This is a genomic window from Micromonospora sp. NPDC049799 (assembly GCF_040656655.1).
In the GTDB taxonomy this organism is placed as follows: Bacteria; Actinomycetota; Actinomycetes; order Mycobacteriales; family Micromonosporaceae; genus Micromonospora.
In genome coordinates this window covers 1-16,009 of sequence record NZ_JBFAMU010000075.1, presented here as the reverse complement: position 1 = coordinate 16,009, position 16,009 = coordinate 1, and the positions used below count along the sequence as shown (strand labels likewise).

Sequence of the window (16,009 nt, the reverse complement as noted above, 5' to 3'; positions counted from 1 at the left end):
GGTGCCCCGCCCGGGTACATCGGGTACGAGGAGGGCGGCCAGCTCACCGAGGCGGTGCGCCGCCGGCCCCCGCAGCTCGGGCTCCGCCGCCACCCCGAGCGAGCGGGCGGCCACGGCGACCAGCGTGCGGTACGCCTCGGCGTCGCTCGGCGTCGGCGCGTCCAGCACGGCGGCGGGCAGCACCCGCTCGGGCAGGTCGTAGCGGCGGGCGAAGGAGCTGGTGCGCTCGGCGGCGCTCACCTCGCCGGCCCAGAACAGGAACTCCAGGGCCTGCTTGACCGCCGACCAGTTCCAGCCCCAGTGGCCGGTCTCCCGTGGGGCGTCGTGCTCGATCTCGGCGGCGGTCAGCGGGCCCCGGGCGGCCACCTCGTCGCGGACCCAGGCGACCAGGCCGGGCTGCTCCCGGGCGATCCGGCGCATGTTGCCCCAGGCCTCGTCGTGGGCCCTGGCCATCCGCCAGCGCAGCGCCGCGTGCAGGTCGACCGGCACCAGCGACGCCTCGTGCCCCCAGTACTCGAAGAGCTGGCGGGGCCGCCGGTAGGCCGCGGTGTCCAGCAGGCCGGTCGGGTAGGGACCCAGCCGGCTGTACAGCGGCAGGTAGTGCGCGCGTTGCAGCACGTTGACCGAGTCCATCTGGATCAACCCGACCCGGTCGAGCACCCGGCGGAGGTGCCGGCGGGTGGGCACGCCGCCGGGCGGCGGGTCAGTGAAGCCCTGGGCGGCCAGCGCGATCCGCCGGGCCTGGGCGAGCGAGAGCGATTCCGGTACGGCCATCGCCCGGCACCCTATTTCAGGCGTACGACACCGGAGCGGCAACTGGACCGATCCCCCGACGAGGCATAGAACAGACACATGCTCACGATCCGCCGCGAGGAGCCCGAGGACGCGGAGGCGGTCGCGCGGGTGCACATCCACGGCTGGCAGGCCGGCTACGCCGGGATCATGCCCGACGAGGTGCTGCGTCGGCTCAACGTGGTCGCCTGGGCGCAGCGCCGCCGCGACCTCGGTACCGCCGACCCGGAGCACCCGTTCACCACGTTGCTCGTCGAGCACCACGGCACCGTCGTCGGCTTCACGACGTTCGGGCCGTACCGCAACAACCAGGACCGGAGCGACCTCGACCCGACGTACGGCGAGGTGGTCGCGATGTACGTCGAGCCGGCGCACTGGGGCGACGGCACGGCGCGCACGCTGCTCGCCGCCGCCGAGGACGGGCTGGCCGGCCGGGGCCTGCACGAGTACCGGCTGTGGGTGCTGGCGGACAACGGACGGGCCCGCCGCTTCTACGAGCGGGCCGGCCTGTCAGCGGACGGCGTCCGGTCGACCTACCCCGTGCCGCTCTCCGGCGGGCGTCCCCCGGTCGACCTCGCCGAGCTGCGGTACACCGGACGGATCGCGCGCTGACCCCGCGGTCGTCGAGTCGTGGCGCAGCGGCAGGAACGCCAGCACGGCGAGGCTGATCCACACGTAGGTGTTGCTGCCGAGGAACCCGTCCAACCCGGTGAAGTCCTTCTCCCAGGCCCAGACGATCCGGCTGATCAGGAGCGCGTACGCGACGACCGCGGCGGCCAGCAGGGCCCGGCGCCGGCGTCCGCCGGCGGGCGCCGCCGTCGCGTTGTCCACCAGCAGGATCAGCGCGGGCAGCAGCCAGACCAGGTGGTGCACCCAGGTCACGGGGCTGACCAGGCACATCACCGCACCGGTCAGCGCCAGCCCGGCCGCCTCGTCACCGGCCGCGGCGGCCCGCCGGGACCGCCACACCCACAGGGCCAGGGTGGCCACCACCAGCACGAGCCAGACCAGCGTGCTGGGCTCCTGGGGGTTGAGCCGGGCCACCACCCCCTGCAACGACTGGTTCGAGACGAAGGCCAGCTCACCCACCCGGCTCGTGTTCCACAGCGCCTCGGTCCAGAACTCGCGGGAGGCGTCCGGGAAGAGGGCGGCGGCCAGCAGGGTGGCACCGGCCGCGGCACCCATCGCGGTGAACGCGGCCCGCCACCGGCGGGTGACCAGCAGGTAGACGATGAAGATGCCGGGGGTCAGCTTGATCGCGGTGGCCAGGCCGATGCCCACCCCGGCCCACCGGCTGCCGCGTGGGAGCAGCCGCAGCAGGTCGACCGCCACCAGGAACAGCAGCAGCATGTTGACCTGGCCGAAGTTCACCGTCTCGCGCATCGGCTCGTACGCGGCGGCGAGGCAGAGCGCCACGGCGAGGGCGTACCAGCGGGTCCAGCCGGCCCGGCGCGAGATCGGGTCGATCATCCAGTGGAACACCAGGGCGGTGACCGCCACGGTCGCGCTCACGCTCACCGCGATCGCCGCCGTCCACGGCAGGTACGCCATCGGCAGCATGGCCAGGGCCGCGAAGGGCGGGTAGGTGAAGCCGTACTGGGTGAACGGGCGCAGGTAGTCGTAGATCTCGCCGCCGTCGTGCACCCACCAGGTCAGCGCGCCGTAGTAGACCTGCATGTCGAAGAAGCCGTGCCGCACCGCCGCCACGGACAGGAAGAGCGCGACCGCGACCGCGAGACCGACCACGCTGGCGACCTGCCCGGCCGTCCGTGCGGCACCCTGCGTCACCGTCGCCTCCCTCGCCCTGCGTAGGCTTCCGTGCCATGGCTCTCGGGTACGTCCGCCCGGCGCGTCCGGAAGACGCCGGCGAGATCGCACGCATCCAGCTCGCGACCTGGCGGGTCGCGTACCGCCGGATCCTGCCCCGGCACGTGCTCGACAACCTGGACGAGGCGTGGCTCGCCCGGCGGTGGAGTGCCGCGGTGCAGGAGCCGCCCTCCGGCACCCACCGGGTGCTGGTCGCCGTCGAACAGGCCGAGCAATCGTATCTGGTGGGGTTCGCGGCCTCCGGCCCGGCCGACGCGGAGGCGCTCGCTCCCGGTGAGCCGGCCGAGGTGCTCGGACCGGACGTGGTGGCGGTGACCGACCTGCTGGTCGAGCCGCGCTGGGGCCGGCGCGGCCACGGCAGCCGGCTCCTCGCCGCGTGCGTCGACCTGTGGCGTGAGGACGGTTTCGCGCGGGCGGTGGCGTGGGCCTTCGACGGCGACGCGGCGACCCGGAAGTTCCTCACCAGCACGGGTTGGGAACCGGACGGCGCGGGCCGCGCGCTGGACGTGGACGACATGCTGGTCCCCCAGGTACGACTGCACGTCGCCGTCCCCACCGAGCCCGTCGCCCCACCGGACTCCGCAGTTCCGGCCGAACCCGTCGAGCCGGCCTGACCCGGATTCCCGGGAAGTGTCGGGGGCCTCGCCTACGGTGGATCCATGACCGTGACGACGGCAACCGGCACGGGGGGTCCCACCGGCCACGACCCTCGCGGCGGCACGGGCCCCGCCGCGTTGGAGGGGCACCGCGTCGAGCTCACCGGCTACTGCTACCGCATGCTGGGTTCGATCTTCGACGCGGAGGACGCGGTGCAGGAGACCCTGCTGCGCGCCTGGCGCGGGCGGGACGGCTTCACCGGCCGGTCGAGCGTGCGCACCTGGCTCTACCGCATCGCCACCAACGTCTGCCTGGACCTGCTGCGCGGGCGCGGGCGGCGGGCGCTGCCGATGGACCTCGGTCCGGCGTCTCCACCCGTCGCGTCGTCACTGGGCTCGCCCGAGCAGGGGTGGCTGGAGCCCGCACCCGACGCGGCGGTGCTGCCCGGCCAGGACGACCCGGCGGAGGTCGCCGTGGCCCGGGAGTCGGTGCGGCTGGCGTTCGTCGCCGCGCTCCAGCACCTGCCGCCCCGGCAGCGTGCCGTGCTGATCCTGCGCGACGTCCTCCGGTGGCGGGCCGACGAGGTGGCGGAGCTGCTCGACGGGTCGGTCGCGGCGGTCAACAGCGCGCTGCAACGCGCCCGCACCACGATGGCCGACAGCGGCGACGGGCCGGCCGCCCCCGCGCTCGACCGCGAGCACCGGGCGCTGCTCGACCGGTACGTCGAGGTCTTCCAGCGCTACGACGTCGACGCCCTGGTCGCCCTCCTGCGGGAGGACGCCGTGCAGAGCATGCCGCCCTTTCGGCTCTGGCTGCGCGGGCCGGCGGACATCGCCACCTGGATGCGCGGTCCGGGCGCGGAGTGCCGGGGGTCTCGCCTGGTGCCGGTCGCGGCCAACGGCGACACCGCCTTCGGCCACTACCGGGTCGACCCGGCCGGCGGGCACCGCCCGTTCTCGATCCAGCTCGTCGAGACCGCCGCGGGGCGGATCACCCGCCTGACCACCTTCCTGGACACCAGGCTCTTCCCCCACTTCGGGCTGCCCGACCGGTTGCCCTGACCCCCGCCCGATGAGTTCCGCCCCCCGGCGTCGTCCACCCCTCGACACGCCACGAGAGGGAAGACATGACGGAGACGACGACGGCCGGCGCGGGGCGACGGGAGTGGATCGGGCTGGCGGTGCTGGCCCTGCCCACGCTCCTCCTGGCGCTCGACCTGAGCGTGCTCTACCTCGCGCTGCCCAGCCTGAGCGCCGACCTGGGCGCGGACAGCACCGAGCAACTGTGGATCACCGACGCCTACGGCTTCCTGATCGCCGGGTTCCTGGTCACCATGGGCACCCTCGGCGACCGGGTGGGGCGACGACGCCTGCTGCTGATCGGCGCCACCGCGTTCGCCGTGGTGTCGGTGGTGGCCGCGTACGCGCCGAACCCGGAGCTGCTGATCGCCGCGCGGGCGCTGCTCGGTGTCGCCGGGGCGACCCTGATGCCGTCCACGCTGGCGCTGATCAGCACGATGTTCCGGGTCCCGGCCCAGCGGGCGGTGGCGGTCGGGGTGTGGATGTCCTGCTTCATGGGCGGCATGGCGGTCGGTCCGGTGATCGGCGGGGTGCTGCTGGAGCACTTCTGGTGGGGGTCGGCGTTCCTGCTCGGTGTCCCGGTGATGGTGCTGCTGCTGGTGACCGCGCCGGTGCTGCTGCCCGAGCACCGGGCGCCCAGCCCGGGCCGGCCGGACCTGGTCAGCGTCGCGTTGTCCCTGGTCACGATCCTGCCGGTGGTGTACGGCCTGAAGGAGCTGGCGCGGCACGGCTGGCGCGGGCTGCCCGTGCTGGCGATCGTGGCGGGCGTCGCGTCGGGGGCGCTCTTCGTCCGGCGGCAGCGTCGCCTCGCCGACCCGCTGATCGACGTCCGACTCTTCGCCCGCCGGACGTTCACCGCGGCGCTGGTGCTGTTCCTGCTCAACGGTCTGCTGATGGGCGGCACGTTCCTGCTGCTCAGCCAATGGCTGCAACTGGTCGGAGGGCTCTCCCCGTTGCGCGCCGGTCTGGTGCTGGTGCCGCAGGCCCTGGCGATGATCGCGGCCACCACCCTCGCCCCGCTGCTGGCCCGGCGAATCCGGCCGGGTCACGTGATGGCCGTCGGGCAGGTCGTGACGGCGGCCGGTTTCCTTCTGCTCACCGGCGTCGACTCCGGCGGTCCACTGCTGCTGGTGCTGGTCGCCTTCGTCGTCGCCTCGGTCGGCATCGCGCTGCCGTCGGCGCTGGTCACCGACCTGATCGTGGGGTCCGCCCCACCGGAGCGGGCCGGTTCGGCGGCGTCGATGTCGGAGACCAGTGGGGAGCTGGGCATCGCGCTGGGCGTCGCCACCCTGGGCAGTCTCGCCGCCGCCGTCTACCGGGACGAGCTGGGTCGGACGCTGCCGGCCGGCGTGACCGCCGAGGCGGCCGAGGGTGCCCGTGACGGGCTGGCCGCGGCGACGACGGTGGCCGGAGATTTGCCGGCCGGGCTGGGTGCCGAGCTGCTGGCCGCGGCCCGCGCCGCGTACACGAGCGGGTTGGAGGTGACCGCGACGGCCGGCGCGGTCCTGCTGCTGGGGCTGGCCGTCGTGGCCGTGGTGGTCTTCCGGTCGGTGCCGCCGTACGCGACGCCCGGCCAGGACACCGTGCCCGTCGGGGACGGGCCGTCCGGACCGGCCGCCGCGCGGGAGACGACGGAAAGCACGACCGGCCGGTGAGCCACCGGCCACCGCGATCGACAACGACGAGGAGACGACGATGTTCAGGGACACGAGGGCGTTCAGTGGCTTCTCGGTGGACGACACCGACCGCGCCATGCGCTTCTACGCCGACACGCTCGGGCTGCGTGTGTCGAAGGACGACGCGATGGGCGGCATGTTGACGCTGCACGTCGCCGGGGACCGGGACATCCTGGTCTACCCGAAGGCGGACCACGTTCCGGCCTCGTACACCGTGTTGAACTTCCCGGTGGACGACATCGACACCGCCGTGGACGAGCTGGCCGCGCGCGGTGTGCGATTCGCCCGGTACGACGGGATGCCGCAGGACGAGAAGGGCGTCATGCGCGGCAACGGTCCGTCGATCGCCTGGTTCACCGATCCCGCCGGGAACGTCCTGTCGGTACTGCAACAGCAGTGACCGGGGAGGGGCGGTTCCCGGCGCATCCCGGGAACCGCCACCCGTCAGCCCTTCTCCGCGCCCTCCGAGGAGTCGCGGACGAAGTAACGCTGGAAGATCACGAAGATGATCGCCACCGGGATCGTGGCGAGCAGCGCCGCGCCGAGCTTGAGCGGATACTGGGTTCCCTTGCCGAGGGAGCCGCTGACCAGGTCGGCGAGACCACGGGGCAGGGTGAACAGGTCGGGGTCCTGCACCGCGACCAGGCTGTGCGGGAACTCGTTCCAGGAGCCCTGGAACGACAGGATGGTGAGTGTGATCAGCGCCGGTTTCGCCATCGGCAGGACCACCGACCAGAAGGTGCGGAAGATGCTCGCCCCGTCGATCCGGGCGGCCTCCTCCACGCTGACCGGTATCGATTCGAAGAACTGCTTCATGATGAACACGCCCGCGGCGTCGGCGAGCAGGGGCACCACCAGACCGGAGTAGCTGTTGTACATGCCGAGCTGGTTGAGGACCAGGAACTTCGGGATCAGGAGCACGACGCCGGGCACCGCCATCACGGCGATGACCGCGGCGAAGAGACCGCCTCGTCCCCGGAAGCGCAGCCGTGCCAGCGCGTACCCGGCGAGGGAGTCGAAGAACACCCGGCCCAGCGTGATCAGCACGGTCACCAGCAGCGAGTTGCCCAGCCAGAGCGGGAAGTTGGTCCCGGCGAAGATCCGCTCGAAGCCGGCCAGCGTCAGCGGGTCCGGGATCGGCGACAGGGGATTGGCCGCCGCGTCGGGCTCGGTCTTGAACGAGTTGCCGATCTGGATCACAAAGGGATAGAGGAAGATCAACCCGAAGATGACCAGGGTGGCGTATCCGAGAACGCGGCTGACCAGGGCGCGGGCGCGGCGGCCGTCGCGGCGGGCGGGCGCCACCGCGACCGGCGGCCGGTCGGTCAGTGCGGTCATGACCTTGCCTCCGGTACGCGCCGGCGCCACCGGCGTCCACGCCGTGGCTCGACGTCGCGGTCGGCCATCACCCGGCGCTGCACGAGGGTGAACACGATGATGATGAGGAAGAGGACGAACGAGATCGCCGCTCCGGAGCCGTAGTCGAAGTCCCGGAACGCGGTCCGGTAGGACAGGTACGCCGGGGTGAGCGTGGTCTTCGCCGGCTCACCCTGGCTCATCACGTACACCTGGTCGAAGACCTGCCAGGAGCCGATCAGGCCGAGGGTGAGCACCAGAAAGGTGGTCGGCTTGATCAGCGGCAGGGTCACGTGCCGGAACCGCTGCCAGCGGGTCGCGCCGTCAAGGGTGCTGGCCTCGTCGAGGGCCACGGGCACGTTCTGCAGGGCGGCGAGGTACATCAGCATGAAGGTGCCGGACGTGGTCCAGACCACCAGAGTGATGATCGACATCATGGCCACGCTGGGCCCGGACAGCCACTCCCACCAGCTCAGCCCGAAGGGCCCGCCGTCGGCGAGCACCGCCGGCGCGGAGTCGACGCCGACAAGACCGAGCAGGAGGTGCAGTACACCCCGGGAGTCGGCGAACCACTGCGGCCCGGTGATCCCGAAGAAGCCGAGCAAAGCGTTGACCGCGCCGGAATTCGCGAAGAGGAACAGGAAGACCACGCTGATCGCGACGGAGCTGGTCACCGAGGGGAAGTAGAAGGCGGTCCGGAAGAAGCCCTTCCCCTTCAGCATCCGGTTGTTCACCACCAGCGCGAGCCCCAGGGCGAGCACCGTCTGGGTCGGCACGACGAGCAGCACGTAGTAGAGGTTGTTGCGGATGCTGGTCATGAAGTCGCGACGGGCCAGCCCGTCCTCCGTGAACAGCCGGGTGTAGTTGTCCGTGCCGACGAACGGCACGCCTCCAATGAACGGGCTGCCCTGGCCGTTCCAGTCCGTGAGGCTCACCCAGAGCGCCATCAGGATCGGCAGCAGCAGGAACAGGCCCAGGATGACGATGACCGGCGCGACGAACAGCCAGCCGGCGAGGTTCTCGTTGCTCCGGACGCCGCGTCCCGAGCGGCGTGGTGGACGGGCGGTCGCGGTCGCGGGCGCCGCCAGTGCTTCGGTTGCCATCTCCCCTCCTCCCTCGACGAGGTGGCCGGAGGGGCCGCGCCGGGCGGCCCCTCCGGTCACGTCAGCTGCCGCCGAGCGCCGCCTTGGCGTTCTTGTCGAAGTTCTGGAGGATCGTCTTCGGGTTGCCGTTGGCCAGGCCCTGCAGTCCGGTGTCCAGTTCGGCGACCACGCTGTCCATCTTCGGGGCGTTCACCGGGCCCTGGGCGTACTCGGCGCCGTCGATGAACGGCTTGTCCGTCGGGAACGCGCTGGTGTACTGGTCACGGACCGACTGCCGGGACGGCATCACGCCGAACGCCTTGGCGAAGGTCATCTGCTGCTCACCGGCGGTCATCGCCTCGACGAACTTGATCGCCTGGTCCTTGTGCTTCGACTTCGCGGCGATGCCCCAGCACTGGGTGAAGGAGAGCGTGCCCTGCCCCTTCGGCCCGGCCGGCAGCGGCACGACCTTGTACTTCACGTTCGGGAAGTCGTTCTGGAGTGCCCCCTTGATCCAGTTGCCCTCGATGGTCATCACGGCCTTGCCCTTGCCGAACGCCTCGCCGGACCAGCCCGCGTCGAGCTGCTTCGGGAAGCGGGCCAGCCCCTGGGTGAGCAGGGACTTGACGTACGTCAGGGCCGCCTCGTTCTCCGGGGTGTCGGCGGTGGGCTGCTTGGAGTCGTCGCTGAGCAGCCATCCACCGCTCTGCACCAGGAAGGCGCCGATCCGGTCCCGGGTGTCGCCCAGTGCCAGCGGCACCTGCCCCTTCGCCTTGATCTTCTGGGAGGTGGCGGTGAGCTGGTCCCAGGTGGTCGGCACGTCGGCGTCGGTCAGGCCGGCCTTCGTCCACAGATCGGTGTTGATCTGGAGGGCGAGGGTGGAGAAGTCCTTCGGCGCACAGTAGAGCTTGCCGTCGTAGGTGAAGGTCGTGCGCAGGCTCTCGTAGAAGTCGTCGGTGTTGCTGATCTTGTCGCCGTACGGCTCCAGCGCACCCACGCTGGCGTAGTCGGCGAACCGGGCCGCGTCGACGTAGAAGACGTCCGGCGGATTCCCACCGGCAAGGGCCTGGCCGAGCTGCTGCGTGAGGTCCTGGGCGGGGGTGACGGTGGCCTGGTTGCCCGACGCCGACGCCCACTTGGCGGCGGCGTCCTGGACGGCCTTGGTCTCGGCGTCGCCGGAGGAGCCGATGAGGATCTGGAGGTTGGCGGGTCCGCTGGACTGGGCGGCGTCGCCGGAGGAGTCGTCGTCGAAGCCGCTGCCGCAGGCGGCGGTTCCGAACAGGGCGAAGGCGGCGAGGCCGGCCACGGCCGCTCGGGTGAGGGATCGAGGTGCCATCGGGTTCTCCTGGTGGGGGACGGGATTCATGCGGTGTGGCGAAGCACCAGCGAGGGCTGGAGCAGGACGTGGTCGGGGGTGCGCTGGGTGCCGTCGAGGACGGCGGTGAGGAGGTCGACGCAGCGGGCGGCGGCCTCGCCGAGGGGCTGGCTGACACTGGTCAGACCGATCGCCGCCGCGACCGGGGTGTCGTCGAAGCCGATCACCGGCACGGCCGGCACGTCGGCGCGGACGGACTGGAGCGCGCCGAGGGCGAGGGAGTCGCTGGCGCAGACGAGCGCGGTCGGGGCCGCACCGGCGAGCAGGTCACGGGCGGCCCGCTCCCCCTCGGCGATGCCGTCGACGGTCTGCCGGTCCAGGCCGGCGGGCTCGACGCCGGCGGCGACCAGCGATCGACGCCAGCCCGCGCGCCGGTCGTCGCCCACGCCGGAGCCGACCGGCCAGCCGATGAAGCCGATGCGCCGGTGGCCGGCGGCCAGCAGGTGGGCGGTGGCGGCGGCGGTGCCGGCCGCGCCGTCGACGTCGACCCAGGAGTGGGACTCCGGGTCGTCCCACGGCCGGCCGAACGTCACGAACGGCACGCCGTGGGCCGCCAACCAGGCGGTACGCGGGTCGCCGTGGTCGGTGCCGGTCAGCACGAACCCGTCCAGCTCGTACGAGCTGAGCAGGTCGTCATACGTGACGATCTCCCGCTGGTCATCCGTGGCGGTGTAGAGCATGGTGCGGTAGCCGGCGGTCTCGGCGGTCTCGGTGAGGCCGTGCAGGAACCGGTCCAGCACCGAGCCGTTGATGCCGTCCCGGGTCGGCTCGATGCGTACGGCGATCAGCCGCGACCGCCCGGTGCGCATCTGGCGGGCGGCCTGGTTGGCCCGGTAGCCGAGCGCCGTGATGGCCTCCTGCACCCGCAGCCGGGTCTCCTCGCGCACGATGTGCGGCGCGTTGAGCACGTTGGAGACGGTCTGCCGGCTGACCCGGGCATGCCGCGCCACCGTTGCGATGGTCACCTTCTCGGCCACGTGATCCCCTTCGCGGTCTTGAACGATCCAATTCGGATGAGGCAGGATTGGATCGTTCAAGTTGCTGGAATGTTTCGCACTTTGCACCCCCCGGGGACCGTGTGTCAAGAGATCGGTCCCCGTCGAGAAGGATCTGGAGCCGCGTCGTGACCGAGCGCCATCTGCAACCCCTCCTGCACGACCTGGCCGGGGTGGTCCTCGCCCCCACCAGCGCCCTGGGGGACGCGGCCGGGCAGATCCGCCCCGTCGGCGTCCAGGGCGTCTTCCACGCCGACACCCGGGTCCTCACCCGTGCCGAGCTGCTGATCGACGACCGGGAGCCGGAGAGCGTGGCCAGCGGCGCGGCCGGGCCGCACGGTGCCCGGTTCGTCGCCCTGGTCCGGTGGCTCGGCGACGCCACGCCCGACCCCACCGTGCGCGTCGACCGCACCCGACGGCTCGACCCCCGGGGCCTCACCGAGGAGCTACGGGTCGCCTCCACCGCCACCGTTGGGGTCCGGGCCACCGTCACCGTCGATCTCGGCTGTGACCTGGCGCCGATCGAGGTGGTCAAGTCCGGCGGCGCGGTACCGGCGCTGGAGGCCAAGACCGGCGGGCCGGGCCAGCTGTCCTGGTCCGGCGACGGCACCACCGTCACGGTCACCGCCGAGGGCGCGGACGTCGACGCGTCCGGCGGCCGGGTCACCGCGCCGCGACTGGCCTGGCCGGTCACGCTGGCACCGGGCGGGACCGCCACGCTGCGTTGGCGGATGACCATCGAGGACCCGCACGCCGTCGTGGTCTGCCCGCCCGGCGAGCCGGACTGGGCCCATCCCGAGGTACGCGCCGACGACCGCCGCCTCACCCGCCTGCTCGACCGGTCCCTGGCCGACCTGCGCGCACTGCGGCTGGCCGACCCCGACGCACCGCACGACGTCTTCCTCGGCGCCGGGGTGCCGTGGTTCCTCACCCTGTTCGGGCGCGACAGCCTCTGGGCGGCCCGGATGATGCTGCCGCTCGGCACCGAACTGGCGGCCGGCACGCTGCGGGTGCTCGCCCGCCGGCAGGGCACGCGCGTCGAGCCGGCCACCGGGGAGGCGCCCGGCAAGATCCTGCACGAGCTGCGGCGGCACGAGTTCGCGCTGCTCGGCGAGACACTGCGCCTGCCCCCGGCCTACTACGGCACGGTCGACGCCACCATGCTGTGGGTCAACCTGCTGCACGACGCGTGGCGCTGGGGGCTGCCCGACGACCAGGTCGAGCCGCTGCTGCCGCACCTGGAGGCGGCGCTGGGCTGGCTCGCGGAGCACGCCGACGCCGACGGCGACGGGCTGGTCGAGTACGTCGACCGCACCGGTCACGGGCTGTCCAACCAGGGCTGGAAGGACTCCGGCGACGCGGTCCGGTTCCGCGACGGCCGGCTCGCCGAGGCACCGATCGTGCTGGCCGAGGTGCAGGGGTACGCGTACGAGGCCGCCCGCAACGGGTCCGCCCTGCTCGACGCCTTCGGCCGGCCGGGCGCGGACCGCTGGCACTCCTACGGGGATCGCCTCGCCGCCCGGTTCCGCGCCGCCTTCTGGGTCGACGGTCCACACGGCCCGCAGCCCGCCCTGGCCCTGGACCGGGACAAGCGCCCCGTCGACTCGCTGACCAGCAACATCGGCCACCTGCTCGGCACCGGCCTGCTGAACGCCGACGAGGAGGCGCGGGTCGCCCGGCTGCTCACCACGGACGCGCTGGCCGGCGGGTTCGGCCTGCGCACGATGTCCACCGACGACGCCGGGTTCAGTCCCCTGTCGTACCACTGCGGGTCGATCTGGACCCACGACACCGCGATCGTGCTCGCGGGCCTGGCCCGGGCCGGCTTCCGTTCCGCCGCGCTCGGCTTCGCCGAGGGCCTGCTCGCGGCAGCGGAGGCGTTCGACTACCGCCTGCCCGAGCTGTACGGCGGCGACGACCGCGACCTGCTCGACCGGCCGGTGCCGTACCCGGCCGCGTGCCGGCCGCAGGCCTGGTCGGCGGCGAGCGCGGTGCTCCTGCTCCAGGCGGCGAGCGGGCTCTACCCGGACGTGCCGGCCGGTGCGGTACGGCTCGCCCCGCTGGCCGGACCGGAGCTGGGCGCGGTCTCGGTCTCCGGCCTGCGCGTCGCGGGTTCGTCGACCGATGTCGCGGTCGACCGGGACGGCACCACCTCGGTCACCGGCCTGCCGGCCGGCCTCCGGCTCACCGGAGCCTCCGTGCCCGCCCCGCGCCCCGCCCCCGAGATGCCCCACGAGGTCCGTTGAGGACGGCCGGCGAGGGTCGGTGACGGCTCAGCGGTGCGACTACCGGCGTGTCGGACCGCTCAGGCGTCACCGGTCCGGGCGACGAGTTCGACGACGATCTCGTCGTCCTCTGTCGCACCGGTCGGGACGAAGCCCAGCGCGGTGTAGAGACGGGCCGCCGCGACGTTGTCCGGGTGGTACGACAGCCGCACCGGGTGCCGGCCGCCGTCCTGCGCCGCCAGCCAGTCGGTCAGCGTGACGACCGTGGCCCGCCCGATGCCGCTGCCCTGCTCGGCGGCGTCCACCACCATGCCGCCGATCCACCGCGACCCGTCGTCGTCCACACCCCACATGACGTGCCCGACGACGGTCTCGTCGGCGTACACGGCCAGGGACGTCCAGACCTCGGAACGCGTGGTCAACAGGAGGTAGCGGGCGGCCAGCGCGGCGACCCAGACCCGCTGGTCGTCGCGGGGGGCCACGTCCGCGACCGCCCGCCAGTTGTCGTCGTCGACCGGGCGCAGGGTGACCCGCCGCCCGGCCCGGTCCAGAACTCCAGAGTCGATCATCCCGGGCAGCCTAGGCCGCCGGGAACGATCCGACGACCGGTTTCAGTCGAGCAGGGCGTCCAGGCCGATGGTGAGGCCGGGGCGGTTGCGCACCGCACGGACCGCCAGCAGCACACCGGGCATGAACGAGGCGCGGTCGTACGAGTCGTGCCGGATGGTGAGCGTCTCGCCGGTGGTGCCGAACAGCACCTCCTGGTGCGCGACCAGACCGGTGGCGCGGACGGCGTGCACGCGTACGCCCTCGATGTCGGCGCCGCGGGCGCCGGCCACCTCGTCCTTGGTGGCGTCCGGCGTGGGCCCCATGCCCGCGTCGGCGCGGGCGGCGGCGATCAGCCGGGCGGTGTGCGTGGCGGTGCCGCTCGGGGCGTCGAGCTTGCGCGGGTGGTGCTGCTCGACGATCTCGACCGACTCGAAGTGCCGGGCGGCGCGGGCGGCGAACTGCATCATCAGCACGGCGCCGATGCCGAAGTTGGGGGCGATCACCACACCGACACCGGGCTTACGTTCCAGCCAACCCCGCACCCTGTCCAGGCGCTGCTCGGTGAAGCCCGTGGTGCCGACCACCGCGCTGATGCCCTGGTCGATGCACCAGTGCAGGTTGTCCATGACGACGTCCGGGGTGGTGAAGTCGACGACCACCTCGGCGCCGGCGTCGGAGGCGTTGAACAGCCAGTCACCCTGGTCGACCATGGCCACCAGGTCCATGTCGGCTGCCGCGTCGACCGCCCTGCACACCTCGACGCCCATCCGGCCGCGCGCTCCCAGCACGCCGACGCGGATCGGCTCGTCCGCGTTCTTGTCCTGCTCGTCAGTCACCGGCACAACCTACCCGTTCGGTGGGCGCACCGGCCGGGGAGGACCACAAGTCAGGAAGCGGCGAAGTCACCCGCGCCGAACGGCCCGACCACGGCCAGGGACATCGGCCGGCTCAGCAGCTCGGCGGCGAGGGAGTTCACGTCGTCCAGGGTCACCGCGTCGACCCGGGCCAGCAGCTCGTCGACCGGCATCAGGTCGCCGTAGAGCAGCTCACCCTTGGCCAACCGGCTCATCCGGGAGCCGGTGTCCTCCAGGCCCAGCACGAACGAGCCCTTGCTCATGCCCTTGCCCCGGGCCAGCTCGCTCTCGGTGATCCCCTCGGCGGCCACCCGGGACAGCTCCGCCCGGGTCAGGTCCAGCACCTCGTCGACCTTGCCCGGGGCGCAGCCGGCGTAGACGGCGAAGAGGCCGCTGTCGGCGTACTGGCTGGCGTAGGAGTAGACCGAGTAGGCAAGCCCGCGCTGCTCGCGGATCTCCTGGAACAGGCGGCTGGACATGCCGCCACCGAGGACGTTGTTGAGCACCCCGAGGGCGAAGCGCCGCTCGTCGAGCCGGTCGATGCCGGGGCACCCGAGGATCACGTGCGCCTGCTCGGTCTCCTTCGCCTCGACCACGGTGGTCGCGGGCTTCGTCCGTACCGCCGAGGCGTTGGAGCGGTACGGCGCCGGCGCGGCCGGGTCGCTGTCCAGTGGCGTGCCGCGCACCGCCTGGCGGACCAGCCGGACCACGGCGGCGTGGTCCAGGTTGCCGGCGGCGGCGATGACGATCTGCGGCGCGACGTAGCGGCGCCGGTAGAAGCTCTGGATCTGCCGACGGCTCATCGGGGTGACCGTCTCCTCGGTGCCGGAGATCAGCCGGCCCAGCGGGTGGTCGCCGTACACGGCCCGGGCGAAGAGGTCGTGGACCTCGTCACCGGGCTCGTCGTCGTGCATGGCGATCTCCTCGAGGATCACGCCCCGCTCGGTCTCCACGTCGGCCGGATTCAGCACCGAGTCGGCGACCAGGTCGCACATGACGTCGATCGCCAGCGGCAGGTCCTCGTCGAGCACCCGCGCGTAGTAGCAGGTGTACTCCTTGGTGGTGAAGGCGTTCGTCTCGCCGCCCACCGCCTCGATCGAGGAGGAGATCTCCAGCGCACCGCGCTTGTTGGTGCCCTTGAAGAGCAGGTGCTCCAGGAAGTGCGCGGCGCCGGCCTGCGGGCCGGTCTCGTCGCGGGAGCCGACCGCCACCCAGATGCCGAACGAGACGCTGCGCATCGTCGGGATGGCCTCGGTGAGCACGCGGAGCCCGCTGGGCAGCACGGTCCGGCGGACCGTGCCACCCAACGGGTCGTCGCTCAGCGTCCGGGTCACCGCCCGGCCGGCGGCGCCGGGGCGGGCCGCCCCGGTGCCGCGGTACGCCGCACCCGTGCCCGGGAACGACGCCACCCCCCGTCGATCCGGCGGAAACGGCGCACGACTGGCCCGACTCACGTGTTGCTCCCAGATCGACGAGGGGTGGTGTGGTGCTGGTGGTGCTACGGGTCAGCTGTGCCGGGTGCGGCGACGCGGACGCTCGCCGCCCTCGCCACCCTCGCCGCCACCCGGACCGCGCTCGCCGCCGCCCGGACCGCGCTCGCCG

At 72.7% G+C, this 16,009-nt stretch carries 15 protein-coding genes; 6 read left to right on the top strand and 9 right to left on the bottom strand.

Features of this window, described 5'->3' with window-relative positions; genetic code table 11:
• On the bottom strand, nucleotides 1-774 hold a 774-nt coding region (locus AB0I76_RS09245), incomplete at its 3' end, for a crosslink repair DNA glycosylase YcaQ family protein (protein WP_357032191.1).
• A gap of 78 nt (nucleotides 775-852) precedes the next feature.
• On the opposite strand from AB0I76_RS09245, the gene AB0I76_RS09240 reads away from it, so the two are divergent.
• Nucleotides 853-1,404, top strand: a complete 552-nt coding sequence (locus AB0I76_RS09240) for a GNAT family N-acetyltransferase (protein ID WP_357032188.1) — start codon at nucleotides 853-855, stop codon at nucleotides 1,402-1,404.
• On the opposite strand, the gene AB0I76_RS09235 is transcribed toward AB0I76_RS09240, so the two are convergent.
• Nucleotides 1,303-2,580 carry a glycosyltransferase family 87 protein gene (locus AB0I76_RS09235; RefSeq protein ID WP_357032185.1) on the bottom strand — a complete coding sequence of 426 codons (1,278 nt, stop codon included), beginning with the start codon at nucleotides 2,578-2,580 and terminating at the stop codon, nucleotides 1,303-1,305. The two genes, AB0I76_RS09240 and AB0I76_RS09235, sit on opposite strands and share 102 nt — an antisense overlap.
• Before the next feature lie 35 nt (nucleotides 2,581-2,615).
• Between AB0I76_RS09235 and AB0I76_RS09230 the strand changes: the two genes are divergently transcribed.
• The 4 genes from AB0I76_RS09230 to AB0I76_RS09215 all read left to right on the top strand — a co-directional run bounded on the left by AB0I76_RS09230 (nucleotide 2,616) and on the right by AB0I76_RS09215 (nucleotide 6,371).
• The gene (locus tag AB0I76_RS09230; protein ID WP_357032182.1) at nucleotides 2,616-3,233 is read left to right on the top strand and encodes a GNAT family N-acetyltransferase; all 618 of its coding nucleotides are present in this window, start codon (nucleotides 2,616-2,618) and stop codon (nucleotides 3,231-3,233) included.
• A 45-nt stretch (nucleotides 3,234-3,278) separates the two neighbouring features.
• Complete coding sequence (locus tag AB0I76_RS09225; protein ID WP_357032179.1) at nucleotides 3,279-4,277, top strand: sigma-70 family RNA polymerase sigma factor; 999 nt, start codon at nucleotides 3,279-3,281, stop codon at nucleotides 4,275-4,277.
• Between the two features lie 65 nt (nucleotides 4,278-4,342).
• The gene (locus AB0I76_RS09220; protein WP_357032175.1) at nucleotides 4,343-5,950 is read left to right on the top strand and encodes an MFS transporter; all 1,608 of its coding nucleotides are present in this window, start codon (nucleotides 4,343-4,345) and stop codon (nucleotides 5,948-5,950) included.
• A gap of 40 nt (nucleotides 5,951-5,990) precedes the next feature.
• Nucleotides 5,991-6,371 carry a VOC family protein gene (locus tag AB0I76_RS09215; RefSeq protein WP_357032172.1) on the top strand — a complete coding sequence of 127 codons (381 nt, stop codon included), beginning with the start codon at nucleotides 5,991-5,993 and terminating at the stop codon, nucleotides 6,369-6,371.
• A gap of 44 nt (nucleotides 6,372-6,415) precedes the next feature.
• On the opposite strand, the gene AB0I76_RS09210 is transcribed toward AB0I76_RS09215, so the two are convergent.
• The 4 genes from AB0I76_RS09210 to AB0I76_RS09195 all read right to left on the bottom strand — a co-directional run bounded on the left by AB0I76_RS09210 (nucleotide 6,416) and on the right by AB0I76_RS09195 (nucleotide 10,761).
• Nucleotides 6,416-7,309 carry a carbohydrate ABC transporter permease gene (locus AB0I76_RS09210; RefSeq protein ID WP_357032169.1) on the bottom strand — a complete coding sequence of 298 codons (894 nt, stop codon included), beginning with the start codon at nucleotides 7,307-7,309 and terminating at the stop codon, nucleotides 6,416-6,418.
• Nucleotides 7,306-8,430, bottom strand: a complete 1,125-nt coding sequence (locus tag AB0I76_RS09205) for a sugar ABC transporter permease (protein ID WP_357032166.1) — start codon at nucleotides 8,428-8,430, stop codon at nucleotides 7,306-7,308. Before AB0I76_RS09205 ends, AB0I76_RS09210 begins: the two co-directional genes overlap by 4 nt.
• 61 nt (nucleotides 8,431-8,491) lie before the next feature.
• Complete coding sequence (locus tag AB0I76_RS09200) at nucleotides 8,492-9,745, bottom strand: extracellular solute-binding protein (RefSeq protein WP_357032163.1); 1,254 nt, start codon at nucleotides 9,743-9,745, stop codon at nucleotides 8,492-8,494.
• A gap of 26 nt (nucleotides 9,746-9,771) precedes the next feature.
• A complete protein-coding gene (locus AB0I76_RS09195) occupies nucleotides 9,772-10,761 on the bottom strand; it encodes a substrate-binding domain-containing protein (RefSeq protein WP_357032160.1) in 990 nt (329 codons plus the stop codon).
• Nucleotides 10,762-10,907: 146 nt separating this feature from the next.
• Here AB0I76_RS09195 and AB0I76_RS09190 point away from each other — a divergent pair, with 146 nt between their 5' ends.
• On the top strand, nucleotides 10,908-13,025 hold the full coding sequence (locus AB0I76_RS09190) for a glycogen debranching N-terminal domain-containing protein (RefSeq protein ID WP_357032157.1): 2,118 nt from the start codon (nucleotides 10,908-10,910) through the stop codon (nucleotides 13,023-13,025).
• 59 nt (nucleotides 13,026-13,084) lie between these two features.
• Here AB0I76_RS09190 and AB0I76_RS09185 read toward each other — a convergent pair whose 3' ends face one another.
• The 3 genes from AB0I76_RS09185 to AB0I76_RS09175 are packed head-to-tail and all read right to left on the bottom strand — an operon-like array spanning nucleotide 13,085 to nucleotide 15,861.
• Nucleotides 13,085-13,573, bottom strand: a complete 489-nt coding sequence (locus AB0I76_RS09185) for a GNAT family N-acetyltransferase (RefSeq protein WP_357032154.1) — start codon at nucleotides 13,571-13,573, stop codon at nucleotides 13,085-13,087.
• A 42-nt stretch (nucleotides 13,574-13,615) separates the two neighbouring features.
• The gene (gene dapB / locus AB0I76_RS09180; RefSeq protein ID WP_357032151.1) at nucleotides 13,616-14,389 is read right to left on the bottom strand and encodes a 4-hydroxy-tetrahydrodipicolinate reductase; all 774 of its coding nucleotides are present in this window, start codon (nucleotides 14,387-14,389) and stop codon (nucleotides 13,616-13,618) included.
• Between the two features lie 50 nt (nucleotides 14,390-14,439).
• Entirely contained in the window at nucleotides 14,440-15,861 is a 1,422-nt protein-coding gene (locus AB0I76_RS09175; RefSeq protein ID WP_357032147.1) for a pitrilysin family protein, read from the bottom strand.
• Between the last annotated feature and the right edge of the window lie 148 nt (nucleotides 15,862-16,009).

Bases quoted from the DNA above. Each gene is read 5' to 3' on its own strand.
- AB0I76_RS09215 (WP_357032172.1), top strand. From the start codon at position 5,991: ATGTTCAGGGACACGAGGGCGTTCAGTGGCTTCTCGGTGGACGACACC.
- AB0I76_RS09225 (WP_357032179.1), top strand. From the start codon at position 3,279: ATGACCGTGACGACGGCAACCGGCACGGGGGGTCCCACCGGCCACGAC.
- AB0I76_RS09240 (WP_357032188.1), top strand. From the start codon at position 853: ATGCTCACGATCCGCCGCGAGGAGCCCGAGGACGCGGAGGCGGTCGCG.
- AB0I76_RS09185 (WP_357032154.1), bottom strand. From the start codon at position 13,573: ATGATCGACTCTGGAGTTCTGGACCGGGCCGGGCGGCGGGTCACCCTG.
- AB0I76_RS09230 (WP_357032182.1), top strand. From the start codon at position 2,616: ATGGCTCTCGGGTACGTCCGCCCGGCGCGTCCGGAAGACGCCGGCGAG.
- AB0I76_RS09200 (WP_357032163.1), bottom strand. From the start codon at position 9,745: ATGGCACCTCGATCCCTCACCCGAGCGGCCGTGGCCGGCCTCGCCGCC.
- AB0I76_RS09220 (WP_357032175.1), top strand. From the start codon at position 4,343: ATGACGGAGACGACGACGGCCGGCGCGGGGCGACGGGAGTGGATCGGG.
- AB0I76_RS09210 (WP_357032169.1), bottom strand. From the start codon at position 7,309: ATGACCGCACTGACCGACCGGCCGCCGGTCGCGGTGGCGCCCGCCCGC.
- AB0I76_RS09205 (WP_357032166.1), bottom strand. From the start codon at position 8,430: ATGGCAACCGAAGCACTGGCGGCGCCCGCGACCGCGACCGCCCGTCCA.